16 protein-coding genes are annotated in these 15,629 nt (G+C 74.2%); 8 read left to right on the forward strand and 8 right to left on the reverse strand.

What is annotated here, in order from left to right; translation table 11 throughout:
- Position 1 precedes the first annotated feature (1 nt).
- Positions 2 to 1,273, forward strand: a complete 1,272-nt coding sequence (locus ACNAW0_RS16300; RefSeq protein WP_416288710.1) for a cupin domain-containing protein — start codon at positions 2 to 4, stop codon at positions 1,271 to 1,273.
- A 12-nt stretch (positions 1,274 to 1,285) separates the two neighbouring features.
- Here the strand turns inward: ACNAW0_RS16300 and ACNAW0_RS16305 are convergent, their stop codons facing one another.
- From ACNAW0_RS16305 to ACNAW0_RS16325, 5 genes are all read right to left on the reverse strand, one after another.
- The gene (locus tag ACNAW0_RS16305; protein WP_416288711.1) at positions 1,286 to 1,951 is read right to left on the reverse strand and encodes a hypothetical protein; all 666 of its coding nucleotides are present in this window, start codon (positions 1,949 to 1,951) and stop codon (positions 1,286 to 1,288) included.
- Positions 1,948 to 4,620 carry an FtsK/SpoIIIE domain-containing protein gene (locus ACNAW0_RS16310; protein ID WP_416288712.1) on the reverse strand — a complete coding sequence of 891 codons (2,673 nt, stop codon included), beginning with the start codon at positions 4,618 to 4,620 and terminating at the stop codon, positions 1,948 to 1,950. Before ACNAW0_RS16310 ends, ACNAW0_RS16305 begins: the two co-directional genes overlap by 4 nt.
- Entirely contained in the window at positions 4,613 to 5,500 is an 888-nt protein-coding gene (locus ACNAW0_RS16315; protein WP_416288713.1) for a hypothetical protein, read from the reverse strand. Before ACNAW0_RS16315 ends, ACNAW0_RS16310 begins: the two co-directional genes overlap by 8 nt.
- An 8-nt stretch (positions 5,501 to 5,508) precedes the next feature.
- Positions 5,509 to 5,769, reverse strand: coding sequence for a hypothetical protein (locus tag ACNAW0_RS16320; protein WP_416288714.1), 261 nt, complete (start codon positions 5,767 to 5,769; stop codon positions 5,509 to 5,511).
- 226 nt (positions 5,770 to 5,995) lie between these two features.
- Positions 5,996 to 6,379, reverse strand: coding sequence for a hypothetical protein (locus ACNAW0_RS16325; RefSeq protein WP_416288715.1), 384 nt, complete (start codon positions 6,377 to 6,379; stop codon positions 5,996 to 5,998).
- A gap of 143 nt (positions 6,380 to 6,522) precedes the next feature.
- Between ACNAW0_RS16325 and ACNAW0_RS16330 the strand changes: the two genes are divergently transcribed.
- The 3 genes from ACNAW0_RS16330 (at position 6,523) to ACNAW0_RS16340 (ending at position 9,646) form a co-directional block, all read left to right on the forward strand.
- Positions 6,523 to 9,066, forward strand: coding sequence for an ATP-dependent Clp protease ATP-binding subunit (locus tag ACNAW0_RS16330; protein ID WP_416288716.1), 2,544 nt, complete (start codon positions 6,523 to 6,525; stop codon positions 9,064 to 9,066).
- A gap of 62 nt (positions 9,067 to 9,128) precedes the next feature.
- Entirely contained in the window at positions 9,129 to 9,296 is a 168-nt protein-coding gene (locus ACNAW0_RS16335) for a hypothetical protein (RefSeq protein WP_167402628.1), read from the forward strand.
- Positions 9,296 to 9,646, forward strand: a complete 351-nt coding sequence (locus ACNAW0_RS16340; RefSeq protein ID WP_416288717.1) for a DUF3140 domain-containing protein — start codon at positions 9,296 to 9,298, stop codon at positions 9,644 to 9,646. The genes ACNAW0_RS16335 and ACNAW0_RS16340 overlap by 1 nt, the downstream gene beginning before the upstream one ends.
- Before the next feature lie 82 nt (positions 9,647 to 9,728).
- Here ACNAW0_RS16340 and ACNAW0_RS16345 read toward each other — a convergent pair whose 3' ends face one another.
- On the reverse strand, positions 9,729 to 9,962 hold the full coding sequence (locus ACNAW0_RS16345) for a hypothetical protein (protein ID WP_416288718.1): 234 nt from the start codon (positions 9,960 to 9,962) through the stop codon (positions 9,729 to 9,731).
- A gap of 162 nt (positions 9,963 to 10,124) precedes the next feature.
- Here ACNAW0_RS16345 and ACNAW0_RS16350 point away from each other — a divergent pair, with 162 nt between their 5' ends.
- Complete coding sequence (locus tag ACNAW0_RS16350; protein WP_416288719.1) at positions 10,125 to 11,453, forward strand: M20/M25/M40 family metallo-hydrolase; 1,329 nt, start codon at positions 10,125 to 10,127, stop codon at positions 11,451 to 11,453.
- 60 nt (positions 11,454 to 11,513) lie between these two features.
- Positions 11,514 to 12,167: a hypothetical protein gene (locus tag ACNAW0_RS16355; protein WP_416288720.1), complete on the forward strand. Its 654-nt coding sequence runs from the start codon at positions 11,514 to 11,516 to the stop codon at positions 12,165 to 12,167.
- A gap of 85 nt (positions 12,168 to 12,252) precedes the next feature.
- On the opposite strand, the gene ACNAW0_RS16360 is transcribed toward ACNAW0_RS16355, so the two are convergent.
- Together ACNAW0_RS16360 and ACNAW0_RS16365 are read right to left on the reverse strand one after the other, a co-directional pair.
- A complete protein-coding gene (locus tag ACNAW0_RS16360; RefSeq protein WP_416288721.1) occupies positions 12,253 to 12,444 on the reverse strand; it encodes a DUF5703 family protein in 192 nt (63 codons plus the stop codon).
- A gap of 80 nt (positions 12,445 to 12,524) precedes the next feature.
- A complete protein-coding gene (locus ACNAW0_RS16365; protein ID WP_416288722.1) occupies positions 12,525 to 13,496 on the reverse strand; it encodes an aldo/keto reductase in 972 nt (323 codons plus the stop codon).
- 170 nt (positions 13,497 to 13,666) lie between these two features.
- Between ACNAW0_RS16365 and ACNAW0_RS16370 the strand changes: the two genes are divergently transcribed.
- Both ACNAW0_RS16370 and ACNAW0_RS16375 read left to right on the forward strand, forming a co-directional pair.
- Entirely contained in the window at positions 13,667 to 14,719 is a 1,053-nt protein-coding gene (locus ACNAW0_RS16370; protein ID WP_416288723.1) for an LLM class F420-dependent oxidoreductase, read from the forward strand.
- Positions 14,716 to 15,552 (forward strand): undecaprenyl-diphosphate phosphatase, encoded by an 837-nt coding sequence (locus tag ACNAW0_RS16375; RefSeq protein ID WP_416288724.1) that lies wholly within the window; start codon positions 14,716 to 14,718, stop codon positions 15,550 to 15,552. The genes ACNAW0_RS16370 and ACNAW0_RS16375 overlap by 4 nt, the downstream gene beginning before the upstream one ends.
- The last annotated feature ends 77 nt before the right edge of the window (positions 15,553 to 15,629 follow it).

Consider the following 15,629-nt stretch of genomic DNA (forward strand, 5'->3'; position numbering starts at 1 on the left):
CATGCGCCACATCGACCCGCCGGGCGGCGACAGCCGCCCGGCGGTTTTGTCCTCCGCCACGGCGGCGCTCGCCCGCTGCGTGGCCGTCGATCCGGCCAAGTTCGCCGCCGACCACTGGGGGCGTAGCCCACTGCTGTCCCGGGCGGCCGAGTTGCCCAACCCGGACGGGTTCACCGACCTGCTCAGCCCCGCCGACGCCGACGAGCTGCTCAGCCGCCGCGGCCTGCGTACCCCGTTCCTGCGGGTGGCCAAGGACGGCGAGCTGGTGCCCGCGGCGCGTTACACCGGCGGCGGTGGCGCGGGCGCGGAGATCGGCGACCAGGTCCTCGACGAGAAGATCCTCGAGCTGTACGCCGACGGCGCCACCCTGGTGCTGCAGGGCCTGCACCGGACCTGGCCGGCACTGGTCGACCTCGCTCGCGACCTGGGCGCCATGCTCGGCCAGCCCACCCAGGTCAACGCCTACCTGACCCCGGCCGGCAGCCAGGGCTTCGCCACCCACTACGACACCCACGACGTCTTCGTGCTCCAGGTCGACGGCCGTAAGCACTGGCGGATCCACCCGCCTGTGCTGCCCGACCCGCTGGAGCGGCAGCCCTGGGGCGGGCGGGCCGACGAGGTGTCCGCCACCGCCGAGGGGCGGCCCGCGCTGGACGTGGTGCTCGCCCCGGGCGACGCGCTCTACCTGCCCCGCGGCTGGCTGCACAGCGCCCAGGCGCAGGAGGCCAGCTCGCTGCACCTGACCGTGGGCATCCGGGTGCTGACCCGGTACGCCCTGGTCGAGGAGCTGCTGGCGCTCGCCGCCGAGGATCCTCGGCTGCGGTCCGGGCTGTCCTTCGGCGTCGACGTGGCCGACCCGGACGCCATCGAGCCGGAACTGACCGAGACGGTGGAGGCGCTGCGCGACTGGCTGCTGCGGGTCGACCCGGCCGCCGTGGCCGCCCGGATGCGGAACCGGGCCTGGCCGGCCGTCCGGCCGGCACCCATCCGCCCCCTGGCCCAGGCCGCCGCGCTGGCCGCGCTGACCGCGGACAGCCGGGTCGCCCCGCGGGAGGGCCTGCGCTGGCAGCTCGAGCCGAGCGGGGACGGGCGGATCGTGCTGCGCCTGTTCGACCGCACCATCACCCTGCCCGGGACCTGCGAGCCGGCCCTGCGCGCCGTACTCACCGGCGAGGTGACCCGGGTCGGTGACCTGCCCGGCCTCGACGACGACGCCGACCGTCTGGTGCTGGCCCGCCGCCTCCTCAAGGAAGCCGCCCTGACCCCCACCTGACCGGGGTGGGGATCAGCGGGGGGCCAGGGCGACGAGAAGGATGGTTGTCGCCAGGGCGGCGGCGACCACCACGGTGATCGCGCGGGGGGTCAGCACGGCGTGCCGGCGGTCGGCCAGCAGGCGGGCCGGGGCCAGCCCGACCAGCGGGCCGAGCAGCGTCACCACCAGGGCCAGCACCGGCATCCCGACCGCCAGGTCCCCGCCGGAGCCGGCGCCCAGCGCCCGCGCGCCCACCCCCAGCGCGTACGCGACGACCGACCCGCCGACCCCGCAGAGCACCAGCAGCGGGTTCGTCGAGCCGGGCAGCTCGCCCCGCTGGCGGATCCGGTCCAGCAGGTCCCGAACCCCGCGCAGCCGGGGCACCGGGTCGCCGGTGGCGTCCCGAGCCGGCCCGGGCGGGTCGCCCAGCCGCCCGCCGGAGCGGACCCGAGCGCTCAGCTCCCCCCACAGGTGGGCGGCCTCGGCGTCCACCCGGTCCACCAGCTCCCGCGCCTCGGCGACCTCCGCCTCGGCCCGGCGGACCTGCTCCGCGGCTTCGGCCACGGCCCGGTCGGCGGCGGCGCACTGCTGCGCGTACCAGGTGTGCGCCTCGGCGCGCTTGGCGGCCACCCGGGCGGTCAGCTCGGAGAGCCGGCGGATCTGGGCGGCGTACGTCTCACTGGCGATCGGTCCGTTCATCGGGACGGACCGTAGGGGATGATCACCTGTCCGGTGCGGTGCACCGCCCGGTCGAAGTAGAGGCCCCGCCACGGGCGCGGGTACCAGTCCGGCCCGCCGGTGCCCGGATAGAGCGAGGAGCCCAGCTCGGCGCCCTGCACGTCGAGCGCCACCCAGGCGCCGATGTTCTCGATGCGGGCCGCCGGGCCGCCCAGGTCGGCCCGCATCCGGGCCACCCCCCGCCACCAGGCCAGCACGTGCGTACGCCGTTCCGGCCCGTCGTGCAGGATCCGGCGCAGCTGCTCCAGCCCGGTCCGCCGGCCCGCTTTTCCGGCAAGCTGCCCGGCGGCCGCGTCGACCGCGTACAGCAGCAGGTAGTGCGGGCTGTTCGGGGTGCCCGGGGCGCCGAGGGAGTCGCCCACCTCCGCCATCAGCTCGGGCACCGTCTCCTCGTCGTACCAGGCCGCGTCGTCGGCCAGGTCCTCGTAGAGGGCGCGGGCGGTCGGGTCGGCGTCGGGGTCGAGGCAGGCGATGGAGAACCGGGCCGTGCCGGGGCGGTGCTGGCGGGCCAGCGAGCGGGCGGCGGCGTCCAGCACCGCGCACGCCTCGTCCACCCGGGTGCCGAGCACGGCCAGGTTCCGTCCGGGTGCCCGGGGCAGCCGCAGCGCCGCCGAGCGGGCCTGTACGTCGATGATCTCCCCGAGCAGGGCCACCGGGCTGCGCGGCACCCCCTGCTCGGGGGCGGCCAGCGCGCCGTAGTCGGGCGCGTCGGCGAGCCTCGGGATCGAGTCGCCGTCGAAGAGTCGGGCCGGGGAGGCGTCCTGCGGGCGCATCCGCCACAGCCGGTGCTGCAGCTCGCTCCACGTCTCCCAGTCGCTGGCCGACGGGATACGCGCCACCTGGTTCCCCTCGACCAGCCCCGACTCGGCGTTGACCACCGCGTGGTGCCGGGGCAGCGACTGCGCCGCGTCGTTGCGTTCGGCGAGGATGCGCAGCGCCTTCGGCAGCGCGATGCGCAAGGTGAACTGGGCGACCAGCGCCGGGCGGCCCCACAGCGCCTCGATGCCGCGTACGTCCTGCGAGGCGAGCACCAGGTGGATGCCCTGCGAGCGGCCCCGCCGGGCCAGGTCCTCCAGCAGGTCGGCGGCCTCCCGGGCGACCACGTCCCGGCCCGCGAGCAGCGCCTGGAACTCGTCCACCACGGCCACGATGCGCGGCCAGCGCCCGGACGGGTCCACCGCGCGCAGCTCGGCGAGCTTGGTGACCTCGTGCTTTTTCGCCGCGTCCGCCCGGCGGCGCAGCTCCTCGGCGAGGAAGCGCAGCAGGGCCAGCCCGAACTCCCGGTCGGTGTTGACGTTGATCCCGACCAGCCGCATGTGCGGCAGCCAGCTCGGGTCCCGCCGGCCCTGGGCGAACCGGGCGAAGGACACCCCCTCCTTGAAGTCCAGCAGATAGAACTCCAGCTCCGCGGGGGAGTAGCGGGCGGCGAGCGCGCCGATCCAGGCGAAGATCAGGTTGGTTTTGCCGGTGCCGGACGGGCCGCCGATCAGCGCGTGCGGCGGGTAGTCGCCGAGGGGCAGCAGCACCGGCCGCCCGTGCCGGCCCTCGCCGATCGGCGCGGTCAGCCCGGCGGCCGAATCCTCCCTCCAGTAGTCCTCGGGCGGCGGGAGCAGGTCGGTGAAGGGCGCCGGCGGGGGACCGGCGTTGACCCGGGAGGCCGCCTCCCGGCAGGTCTCGGTGACGAGCCCGGCCGGGGGCGGCTCGTCGAGCCCGACCGGCAGCCCGGCGATCCGGGCGTCGTCCGGCTCGACCACGATCCGGGTCACCGTCGGGTCGTCCGGCAGCGCCACGCCGCGGACCACCAGGTGTACGCCGCAGGCCGCCCCGGTACGCACCACCCGGTCCAGCTGGCCGCGCTCGTGCCGGGACAGCTCCTCGCCGCCGAGCAGCACCGCCACCCGCCACGGCTCGGGGCGGCGGCCGGTGGCGGCGGCCAGCTCGCGCAGCGTCGCGTACTCGCCGGCCAGCACGGTCTCGTTGATCCGGCGGATCTGCTCCACCAGGTCGTCCAGCAGCCGCCCCAGCCCGCCTGGGCCGACGAAGGTGAGCAGCCCGGCCGTGCCGAGTGGGGCGAACCCGGCCAGCCCACCCCCCAGGTGCTCCGGGTCGTACCCGAACAGCCGGACCGTGCCCGGCTCGACGCGCCCGAGCGAGCGCAGCAGCAGGGCCGGCACCACCGCGGCGATGCCCGCTTGGTCACCGCCGGCCAGGTGCACGTGACCGGCGTCCAGCAGCGGCACCAGCGCCGGCACCGGCTCGGCGCCGGGGATGCGTACCGTGCCGACCCGGACCGCGCCGGGCGCCTCGTCCCGATCGGCCGGGGTGACCCGCCACCGTTCCCAGGGCGCGGATGCCGCGCCGGGCGCCTCCCGCGCCGCGGCCGTGGCCGCCCGCCGGACCAGCTCGGCGATCCGGGCGGTGTGCCGGGCGTCGATCTCGGCCAGCCGGCCGTCGCGGGCCGCGCCCACCCGCTCGGGTACGGCCGCCGCGGCCCGGCGCACCCGGGCCAGGCGGTCCCGGCCGGCGGCCAGGTCGGCGTCGGCGGCGGCCAGCCGGTTCCGGGCCGCGCCGAGAGCCTCGGAGAGCATCCCCCGGACCCGCGACACCACCTGGGTGCGGACGTCAGCCATGCGTACCCCGGGACGGCTCCCGCTCGTCGGCGGGCTGCGGCAGGTCGCGGCCGAGCCGGTCCAGCAGCACCCCGGTGACCACCCCGGCGGTGACCGCGGGGTCCGCCGCGTGCGGCTGCTCCTGGTCGGTGGCGCGGCGCGGCGGTGGCATCCGGCACACCCGGGTGAGCAGGGTGTCCAGCACCGGCGGCGGCAGCCCGGGCAGCAGGTCCCGGACCCGCCCGTCCAGCTCCCGGCGTAGCCGGCCCAGGTCGTCGGCGCGGGGCGGGTGCCCGAGCAGCTCCCCGGCCAGGTCGCGCAGCAGCGGCGGGGCGACCGCGGCCAGCCCCAGCCCCACGTCGGCGTGCGCCCGGCGCAGCTCGCGGTGCAGCCGGTCCCGGTCGCCCGAGCGGACCCCGGTCACCACCCGGCGCAGCAGCTCCCGGGCGTCGCCGACCCGCTCGTCCGGCTCGTCCGGCGGGCCCTCCCGGCCGCCGGTCAGCTCCGCCACCCGCACCGACCACCAGCGCCGCGCCGTCGGATCGACGCCCTGGTCCGGTACGGCGGCCGGCGCCGGCGCCGCCACCTCCCGGGGCGTGTCGTGCTTCGACTGTCGGCTGTCGGCGGTCGGCGCGGGCGTCCCGTCGGCGGCGATCCCGATCGCGGCCAGGTACGCGGACAGCTGCTCCTGCGCCACCCGCAGCGCGTACCCGGCGGTCTCGGCGTGCTCGGTCGCGGCCGACAGCTCCGGCACGCCCATCGGGTCGGCCGACTCCTGCCGCACCCAGCGCAGCCGGTCGGTGGCCTGGCCGAACTTCTCCAGCGCGACGGCGAGCTGGGCGAGCGGCAGCTCGTCGGCGACGGCGCGTACCTGCGCGCCGATGTCCTCGACGATGGACACGGCCGGCCCTAGAGGGTGGAGACGTAGAGCTGCGCCTGCTCGACCGCGACCAGGGTGGCGGCGAGGCACTCCTCCAGCTCCTGGCTGGCCTGGGTCAGCGACGCCTGGGCCGCCTCGACCGTCTCGTGCCCGCTGCCCTCCAGGGCGCCGGCCAGGGTCTGCTGTGCCTCGGCCAGTTTCTCACCGGCCGCGTGCACGGCTGTCTGCCCGTCACCTATCTGCTGGAGGGCGACATCGATGGCTGACTTCAGCTCGGCGACGCTCGCCACGGGGGACCTCCTGGGGGCGGGGAGATCTCCATTACAACCCATCGCGGCGGGTGGGAGAACATCCGCCCTCGCGGTGTTCCTGCCCGGCTGCCCGATTACGGCCCCTGACGTGCGTCGAGGCGCTTCCGCGCCCGGCGTGCCGGTCCCGCCGGCGGGGCAACCGGTCCCGTCCACGGGCCGCCCCGCCCGTCGCGTGCCCGGGCGCCAAGCCGACCGGCGGCGGCGCTCAGCCGTCCCGGGGCAGCCAGCGCGGGCCGTGCACCTCGGCGCCCAGCGCGCCCACCCGGGCCCGCAGCTCCCGGTCGGCGGTGACCACGACGCGGCGGCGCCGCGCCGCCGCGGCGACCAGCTCGACCATGGTGTCGTCACCGGAGCCGGTGGCGGCGACCACCCCGACGCCCGGCACCGCCGGCACGCCCCGCGCCGCCCCCTCCACCACCAGCACCACCTCGACCGGCGGCGGCAGCTCCGGCGGTACGCCCGTCTCGGCCAGCGGCACCAGCGCGTCGCGCAGCCGGGCTGCCGCCCCGGCCCGGTCCCGCCACCAGCCGTCCGGCCGCGAGCCCACCACGTTCGCGCCGTCGACGATCAGCAGCGGCCTGGTGTCCATGTCCCCAAGCGTGCCACCGAGCCGGCTGCCACCCACTCTCGACCCGCTCGCGTTTGTCCCGCCGACCGCCGGGTAGCCACCGCCGACCGTGCCGCGCCAGGTCGCCTCGGCGATCCTGCCCGCCCGAGGAGCGGAGGACAGAGATGATGGGACCCGGTGACTTCGGCTCCGACCCGTGGGACGAGTTCCTGGCCCGGTACTTCGGGCGAGGCGAGGGGGGACGCCGGCCGGCGCACCGGGTCGACATCACCCGGCTGATGACCGCCGACGCGCGGGAGATGCTCGCCGACGCCGCCCGCCGGGCGGCCGAGAAGCACAGCAACGACCTGGACACCGACCACCTGCTCTGGGCGGCGCTGCAACGCGAGCCGCTGCGCGACCTGGTACGCCGCGCCGGCGCCGACCCGGACGCCCTGCTCAACGCCCTCGGCGGGCGCGGCCAAGGGGCGCCCCGGGGCGAGGTGCCACCGAACCTGTCGCTCACCCCGGCGGCCAAGCGGGCGCTGCTCGACGCCCACCAGCTGTCCCGGGCGATGGGCGCCAACTACATCGGCCCCGAGCACATCCTGATGGCCCTGCCGCTGAACCCGGAGTCGCCCGCCGGGCGGATGCTCGCCGCCGGCCGGATCCAGCCGGAGTCGTTGCAGGCGGCCAGCGCGGAGCGCGGGGGCGCGCCGCGACCCGACCGGGGCACCCCCACCCTCGACCAGTACGGCCAGGACCTCACCGAGTTGGCCCAGAACGACCAGATCGATCCGGTGATCGGGCGGGCGGACGAGATCGAGCAGGCGGTGGAGATCCTGTCCCGCCGGACCAAGAACAATCCGGTGCTCATCGGTGAGGCCGGCGTCGGCAAGACCGCCATCGTGGAGGGGCTCGCCGAGCGGATCTGCGACGGGGACGTGCCGCAGACCCTGATCGGCAAGCGGGTGATCCAGCTCGACCTGCCTGGCCTGGTCGCCGGCACCCGCTACCGCGGTGACTTCGAGGAACGGCTGAAGAAGGTGATCGATGAGATCCGGGCGCACCGCGACGAGCTGATCATCTTCCTGGACGAGATCCACACACTGGTCGGCGCGGGCGGCGCCGGCAGCGAGGGCGGCATGGACGCGTCCAACATGCTCAAGCCCGCGCTGGCCCGGGGCGAGCTGAGGGTGATCGGCGCGACCACGCTGGACGAGTACCGGCGCAGCATCGAGAAGGACGCCGCGCTGGCCCGCCGGTTCCAGCCGGTCTTCGTGCCCGAGCCCAGCGTCGAGGACAGCGTCACCATCCTGCGCGGCCTGCGCGACCGGTACGAGGCGCACCACCAGGTCCGCTTCACCGACGAGGCGCTCGTCGCCGCCGCCGAGCTGTCCGACCGGTACGTCACCGATCGCTACCTGCCGGACAAGGCGATCGACCTGATCGACCAGGCCGGCGCCCGGGTTCGGCTGCGTACCCGGACCCCCGCCGAGGACGTGCGGGAGGTGGAGCGGCAGCTCGACGAGGTCCGCCGCAACAAGGAGCAGGCGGTCGCCGACGAGCAGTACGAGCGCGCCTCCGAGCTGCGCGACCGGACGGCCGAACTGGAGGACCAGGTCCGCCGCGCGAAGGGGGAGGGCGAGACCCCGAACGTGCCGACGGTCGGGCCGACGGAGATCGCCGAGGTGGTCTCCCGGGCCACCGGCATCCCGATCAACCAGCTCACCGAGGAGGAGCGGGACCGGCTGCTGCGCCTGGAAGGGTATCTGCACGAGCGGGTGATCGGGCAGGACGACGCGGTCCAGGTGGTCGCCGAGGCGGTCCGCCGTTCGCGTACCGGCATGGCCGACCCGAACCGGCCGATGGGCAGTTTCCTCTTTCTCGGCCCGACGGGCGTGGGCAAGACCGAGCTGGCCCGGGCCCTGGCCGAGGCGCTCTTCGGCGAGTCGGACCGGATGGTCCGGGTGGACATGAGCGAGTTCCAGGAGCGGCACACGGTCAGCCGGCTGGTCGGCGCCCCGCCGGGGTACGTCGGGTACGAGGAGGCCGGCCAGCTCACCGAGGCGGTCCGCCGCCGCCCGTACGCGGTGGTGCTGCTCGACGAGATCGAGAAGGCGCACCCGGATGTGTTCAACATCCTGCTCCAGGTGCTCGACGACGGCCGGCTCACCGACAGCCAGGGCCGGACGGTGAACTTCAAGAACACCGTACTGATCATGACGAGCAACCTGGGTTCGGAGCTGATCACCGGCACCCAGCGCACGGTCGGCTTCGCCACCGGCGAGCCCGGCCAGCAGCAGGCCGCCGAGCTGCGGGAGCGGCTGATGCGCCGGCTCCAGGAGAACTTCCGGCCGGAGTTCCTCAACCGCATCGACGAGGTCATCATCTTCCAGCGGCTCGAGGCCCAGCAGCTGCGCCAGATCACCGAGCTGCTGTTGGAGGAGACCCGCCGCCGGCTGCACGCCCAGGACATCCAGGTCGACTTCACCACGGCCGGTGTCGACTGGCTCGCCGAGCACGGCTACCAGCCCGAGTTCGGTGCCCGGCCGCTGCGCCGGGTGATCCAGCGGGAGGTCGACAACCGGCTCTCCCGGATGTTGCTGGAGGATGCGGTATCTCCCGGCCAGCGGGTCATCATCGATGCGCGGGACGGGCAGCTCGCCTTCGAGGTGGCTGCCGGCGACCGCGGCTACAAAGCGGCCGTGACGTCCCATCCGCGGTGAGCGGTGAGGCGCCATCCGCGCAACGCGGCGAGGTTCCATCCCCGACGGAGCGGAGGGCGGACATGACCGAACCCGAGGAGACCCGGGAGGAGACCGAGCGGCGCGAACCGATCGTGAGCCCGCCGACGGCGAACCCGTCCCGGGTCAAGGTGCCGCCGGAGGGTGTGAAGAAGCAGACCGACGAGGGCGACCGGACCCCGTCCGGGCCGCCGCCGGAAGAGGAGGCGTGATGGTACGCGAACAGCGCGTGGAGCCCGAGGTGGACGTGCTCTGGGACGACTTCCACGCCCTGGTGAACGTCCCCTCCGAGCAGTTGCGCCAGTGGCTGCTGACCCGGGGTTCGGGCGAGGAGTCGTTCGGCCCCGACCCGAACATGGGCCTGCCCGAGCCGGGCCGGCACATCCTGCGGGTGCTGAGCAAGCGCAAGGTGGATCTCACCCGGGAGGACGTCGAGGTGATGCAGGAGGCGGTCGACCGCATCCAGTCCCTCATCGACGCCCGGCCGAGCGGGGGCAACACCGACAACGAGTGGCGGTACTCGCTGCTCGACCTCGGCCACGACGCCCTCGTCGAACGCTGAGCCGGCTCTTCGGCACGGTGAGCTGGACCTGCCCGACGGCACCCGGACTGCGTCCCGGGTGCCGTCCGCGTGGGCGCTGCTACTAGGTCTCCATGCTGGGCAGCTGCAGCCCGGCCGCGTCCGCGGCGGCCTGCCGGTCGGCGCGGGTCTGCTCCTCCCGGCTGAGCAGGTTGGCGTACTCGGTGATGTCGGCGGGGCCGGGCACCTCCGGCAGCCGGCGCAGAAAGGTCTCCACGTCCTGGGATGCGGCGGTGTGCGCGGCGGCCGCCTGGCGCAGCAGCTCCCGCTGGTCGGCGGCGGGGTACAGATCAGTCATGCCGCCCTGATACCCGCGCTCAGGCGGTTCGCACCCCACCGGTCGCGGCCCGGGCGCCGAAGTCGGGATGCCGCGGCAGCCAGGCCAGGTAGTCGGGATGCGGCGACAGCGCGTCGGTGTACGGGTGGGCCGGCCGTCGGGGTCGACTGGTATGAAGAAGCGATGACGAGCGACGCCGCCCCCTCCCGCACGGACCCCGCCGACGAGGTCGTGGACCTCTGCCGCGACCTGCTGCGCATCGACACCACCAACACCGGGGACAACGACACGAGCGTCGGCGAGCGGCGCGCCGCGGAGTACGTCGCGGAGAAGCTCGCCGAGGTCGGGGTCGACGCCGAGATCCACGAATCCGCACCCGGCCGGGCCAACCTGGTCGCCCGGATCCCCGGCACCGACCCCGGGCGGGACGCCCTGCTGGTGCACGGCCACCTCGACGTGGTGCCCGCCGACCCCGACGAATGGTCGGTGCACCCGTTCTCCGGCGAGATCCGCGACGGCTACCTGTGGGGCCGTGGCGCGATCGACATGAAGGACTTCGACGCGATGGTGCTCGCCGTGGTCCGTGGCTGGCAGCGCTCCGGCGTACGCCCGTCGCGGGACATCGTGCTCGCCTTCACCGCCGACGAGGAGGCCGGCGGCGACTACGGCGCGCACTACCTCACCGAGCGGCACCGCGACCTCTTCGACGGCTGCACCGAGGCGATCGGCGAGGTGGGCGGCTTCTCGTACTCGATCGACGAGCAGCGACGGCTCTACCTCATCGAGACGGCCGAGAAGGGCCTCGACTGGCTGCGCCTGCACGCCAAGGGCCGCCCCGGCCACGGCTCGATGATGCACGACGACAACGCGGTCACCGCGCTCGCCGAGGCGGTCGCCCGGATCGGCCGGCACCGCTTCCCGGTAGTGGTCACCGACACCGTACGGGCGTTCCTCGCGGAGGTTTCCGACGTCCTCGGCATCGAGATCGACCCGGAGGACCCGGAGACCGCGATCGCCAAGCTCGGCCCGATCGCCAACCTCATCGGCGCGACCATCCGCAACACCGCCAACCCGACCCGGCTGGCCGCGGGCTACAAGGACAACGTCATCCCCGGCCGGGCCACCGCCACCATCGACTGCCGCAGCCTGCCCGGCCAGTCGGAGCTGCTGGAGCGGCAGCTGCGGGAGCTGGTCGGCCCGGACATCGCCATCGAGTACATCCAGCGCCAGCCCGCCCTGGAGACCACCTTCGACGGTGACCTGGTCGACGCCATGTCCGCCGCGCTACGCGCCGAGGACCCGGGTGCCCGCCCGGTGCCCTACATGCTCTCCGGCGGCACCGACGCCAAGGCGTTCTCCCAGCTCGGCATCCGCTGCTTCGGCTTCGCGCCGCTGCGGCTGCCCGCCGACCTCAATTTCTCCGGCCTGTTCCACGGCATCGACGAGCGGGTTCCGCTGGACGGACTACAGTTCGGCGTGCGGGTTCTCGACCGGTTTCTCCGCAGCTGCTAGCCGTGCCCGTCGCGTCGCCGTCGGCGCGGAATCTCCCCCATCGCGAAGGGACTGCCACACATGACCGACCAGCACGGTGAGCTGGACGCCGCCCTCGAGCGGGTGATCGACGCGGCGCGCGCCCACCTCGCCGCCGTCCGCGCCGCCGAGGGGCGGATCGACGACGACGCCGTCTGGCAGGCGTACGTCAACTTGAACAACGCCTCGTTCGCGTACGACGAGCAGCTGCTCGACGCGTTCGGCGAGGTGACCCCGTGGGACGTCGAGGCGATCGACCCGGACGAGGCCGACCAGCGCTTCGGCGCGGTCGAGGGGGTCGAGGCCACCGACCCGCACCCGCGCGTCATCTCGGTGCGGCAGCGCCGCGACTACCGCGTCCCGAGCGTGTCCGCCCTGATCCGGGCGGCCAACGCGGCCCGCCGCGAGGGCATCCCCGAGGAGGACGAGCCGGCCCCGGTCGAGGGCGTCGGCGAGGCCGTGCTGGAGCTGCTGCAGAGCGGCGACGGCTCGCTCAGCGCGCTGGACGTGCCCGAGCTGGAGCCGCTCGACGGCCTGGTCATGGTCAGCGAGGTCGGCACCCCGGTCGACCTGGAGTCGTTCGACGACGACGACCCGGTCGGCCCGTTCCAGCCGGCCCCCGACGACCGCCTCGTCGGCCGGCTCGACGAGCACCCGTTCCTCGAGCTGGACGAGGAGCACGACCACGCCCACTAGCCGGCCGTGACGCCCCCGGGGCCCGACCGTTCGGTGCGGGCCCCGGGGGCGTGCGGACCGGAGCGGCGGTGCGCCCGGCCCTCAGCTAGTACGACAGGCCCGGCTGCGGCTGGTTGACCCGGTGGCGGCGCAGCATCACCTGCCGCGTGCCGTCCCGGTACAGCCGCACCCGGGCCAACTCCCAGCCGGAGAACTCCGCCTGGATCGCCAGCTGCGCCGCGGCGGTCAACCGGTCGACGTTCGATGGCAACCGCAGCGGCGCGTATTCGTAGTCCATGACCCCTATGCTGCCCAGCCCGGTGGCCCGCCGCCACCCCCGAGGGTGACCCGAATCGCGTCCGAGCGGCCCGGTCGGGCTCAGCCGTCCCGTTCCGGGTAGCCGACCGGCACCGCCGAGACGTCGTCCAGGGCAGTGACGATCTCCTCGGGCAGGGTCACCCGCTCCACCTGCAGCGCCCCGAGAAGCTGCCCCACCGTGCGGGCGCCGAGGATCGGAGCGGTCACCCCGGGCCGGTCGCGGATCCACGCCAGCGCCACCTCGAGCGGGGACACACCCAGCCCGCCGGCGGCGGTGGCGACCGCCTCCACGATGCTCGAGCAGCGCGGCTCCAGGTAGGTGGCGACGAAGGGCTCGAAGTGCGGCGACGCGGCCCGGGAGTCCGCCGGGCGGCCGTGCCGGTACTTGCCGGTGAGCACCCCACGGCCCAGCGGCGACCAGGGCAGCACCCCCAACCCCATCGCCTCGCAGGCGGGCAACACCTCGCGCTCCACACCCCGCTCCAGCAGCGAGTACTCCACCTGCGCGGCGACCACCGGAGCCCGCCCCGGCCAGGCGGCCTGCCAGGCGGCGGCCCGGGCGGTCTGCCAGCCCGAGAAGTTGGACACCCCCACGTAGCGGGCCTTGCCGCTGGACACCGCATGATCCAGCGCGGCCAGGGTCTCTTCGAGGGGGGTGTCCGTGTCGTACCCGTGCACCTGCCACAGGTCCACGTGGTCGGTGCCGAGCCGGCGCAGCGACGCCTCGAGGGTCCGCAGCAGGTGGCCCCGGGAGCCGTCCCGGCGCCGGCCGCTGCCCGGCCGCAGCCCGGCCTTGGTGGCGATGAGCAGTTCGTCCCGGGTGACCAGGCTGCCGAGCAGCGAGCCGATCACCGACTCGGCGTCGCCGTCGGCGTACACGTCGGCGGTGTCGACGAGGTTGCCACCCGCGTCCAGGTAGCTCTTCAGCTGGGCCGCCGCGTCGTCGGCGTCGGTGTCCCGTCCCCAGGTCATGGTGCCGAGCGCGAGCCGCGAAACCGCCAGCCCGCTTCGGCCGAGCGGTCGCAGTTGCATGGGTGAACCTTATTTCGAACCTCGCGTGACGGACATCCTCGTCCGGAGTCAAGTTCCTGCTCCACCGACCCGGCCGGGGGCATGACCCGTTCGGGGTGAGCCGGTGATCGGCCCGGCCACCCGTATTGCGTAACCTGATGCGACCTGTGGTGCGGACGGTGGGAGGACCAGTGCGACTCGGGCTCAGCCTCGGATACCAGACGGCGTGGAGTACGCCGGCCGATCATCTGGCCCTGGCCCAGGAGGCCGACCGACTCGGCTACTCGGTGGTGTGGGCGGCGGAGGCCTACGGCTCCGACTCGCCCGGCATGCTGGCCTGGATCGCCGGCCAGACCGAGCGGATCGACGTCGGCAGCGCGGTGATGCAGATCCCCGCCCGTACCCCGGCGATGACCGCGATGACCGCGGCGACCATCGACGCGCTCTCCGGCGGCCGGTTCCGCCTCGGCCTGGGCGTCTCCGGCCCGCAGGTCTCCGAGGGCTGGCACGGCGTCCGCTTCGCCAAGCCCCTGGCCCGCACCCGTGAGTACGTCGACATCGTGAAGCTGGCGATCGCCCGCAAGGAGCTGGCGTACGACGGGGAGCACTACACCCTGCCGCTGCCGGACGGGCCGGGCAAGGCGCTGCGGCTGGGCTTCCATCCACCGCGGGCGCACATCCCGATCTACCTGGCCGCCGTCGGCCCGAAGAACCTCGAACTCGCTGGCGAGATCGCCGACGGCTGGCTGGCCGTCTTCTACGCGCCCGAGTTCGCCGAGGAACAGCTCGCATCCGTCCGGGCCGGACGCGCCAAGGTCGGCAAGGAGCTGGCCGGCTTCGACGTGGTGCCGTCCGTTCCGGTGGTGGTCGGCGACGACATCGCCTCCTGCGCCGAGCTGGTCCGCTGGTACGCCGCCCTCTACGTCGGCGGTATGGGCAGCCGGCAGCAGAACTTCTACAACCAGCTGGCCACTCGAATGGGCTACGGCGACGCCGCCCGCGAGGTGCAGGATCTCTACCTGGCCAAGCGGCAGCGGGACGCCGCCGCCGCGGTGCCGATGGAGTTCATCGACCGCACCTCGCTGCTCGGCTCGAAGGAGCGCATCGCCGACCGGATGCGGGAGTACGCCGCCGCCGGCGTGACCACCCTGTCGGTGTCCCTGTTCGCCGCGGACCGGGAGAGCGGTGTGCAGACCCTGCGCACCGTCGCCGAGGCCCTGGAGCTTTCTGGAGTCGGCGAATGACCTGGGTAGAGGCCATCGTCCTGGGCATCGTCCAGGGGCTCACGGAATTCCTGCCCGTCTCGTCCTCCGGGCACCTGCGGATCACCTCGGCGCTCTTCTTCAACCGGGACGCGGGCGCATCCTTCACCGCGGTGACCCAGCTCGGCACCGAGGCAGCGGTGCTCATCTACTTCGCCAAGGACATCTGGCGGATCGTCCGCACCTGGCTGGTCGGTCTGGTGGACCGCTCGGTCCGGTCCAGCCTCGACTACCGGATGGGCTGGTACGTCATCATCGGCACCATCCCGATCGGTATCTTCGGGCTGCTGTTCAAGGACCAGATCCGCACCGCCGGCCGGAACCTGTACCTGGTCTCCTTCACGCTGATCTTCTTCGCGTTGGTGCTGGCCTTCGCCGAGTACTGGGGGCGACAGACCCGTACGCTGGAGAATTTCCGGATGCGCGACGGTATCATCATGGGCTTCGCCCAGGCCATGGCGCTGATCCCGGGTGTCTCCCGCTCCGGCGGCACGCTCACCGCCGGCCTGCTGATCAACCTGACCCGGGAGACGGCGGCGCGCTACTCGTTCCTCCTGGCGATCCCGGCGGTGGTCATCTCCGGGGTGTTCAGCCTCCCGGACGTCTTCGAGCCGTCCGCGCCGGGGACCGCCGCGCCGAGTGTGGCCCAGATGATCGTCGCGACGGTGATCGCCTTCGCCATCGGCTACGCGGCCATCGCCTGGCTGCTGCGCTACGTCGCCCACCACACCCTGTACCTCTTCGTTCTGTACCGGGTGGCGGTCGGTTCGCTGGTCCTCAGCCTGCTCCTGACCGGGGTGATCTCCCCGACCTGATCTGGCTGCTCCGCGGACGCCGCTGGCCGGCACCCGTTGTGGGGTGCCGGCCAGCGGCGTGTTGGTGCTTGTTTGGT

Origin of the sequence: Micromonospora sp. SL1-18, from assembly GCF_047921505.1 — a bacterium.
Lineage (GTDB): Bacteria > Actinomycetota > Actinomycetes > Mycobacteriales > Micromonosporaceae > Micromonospora.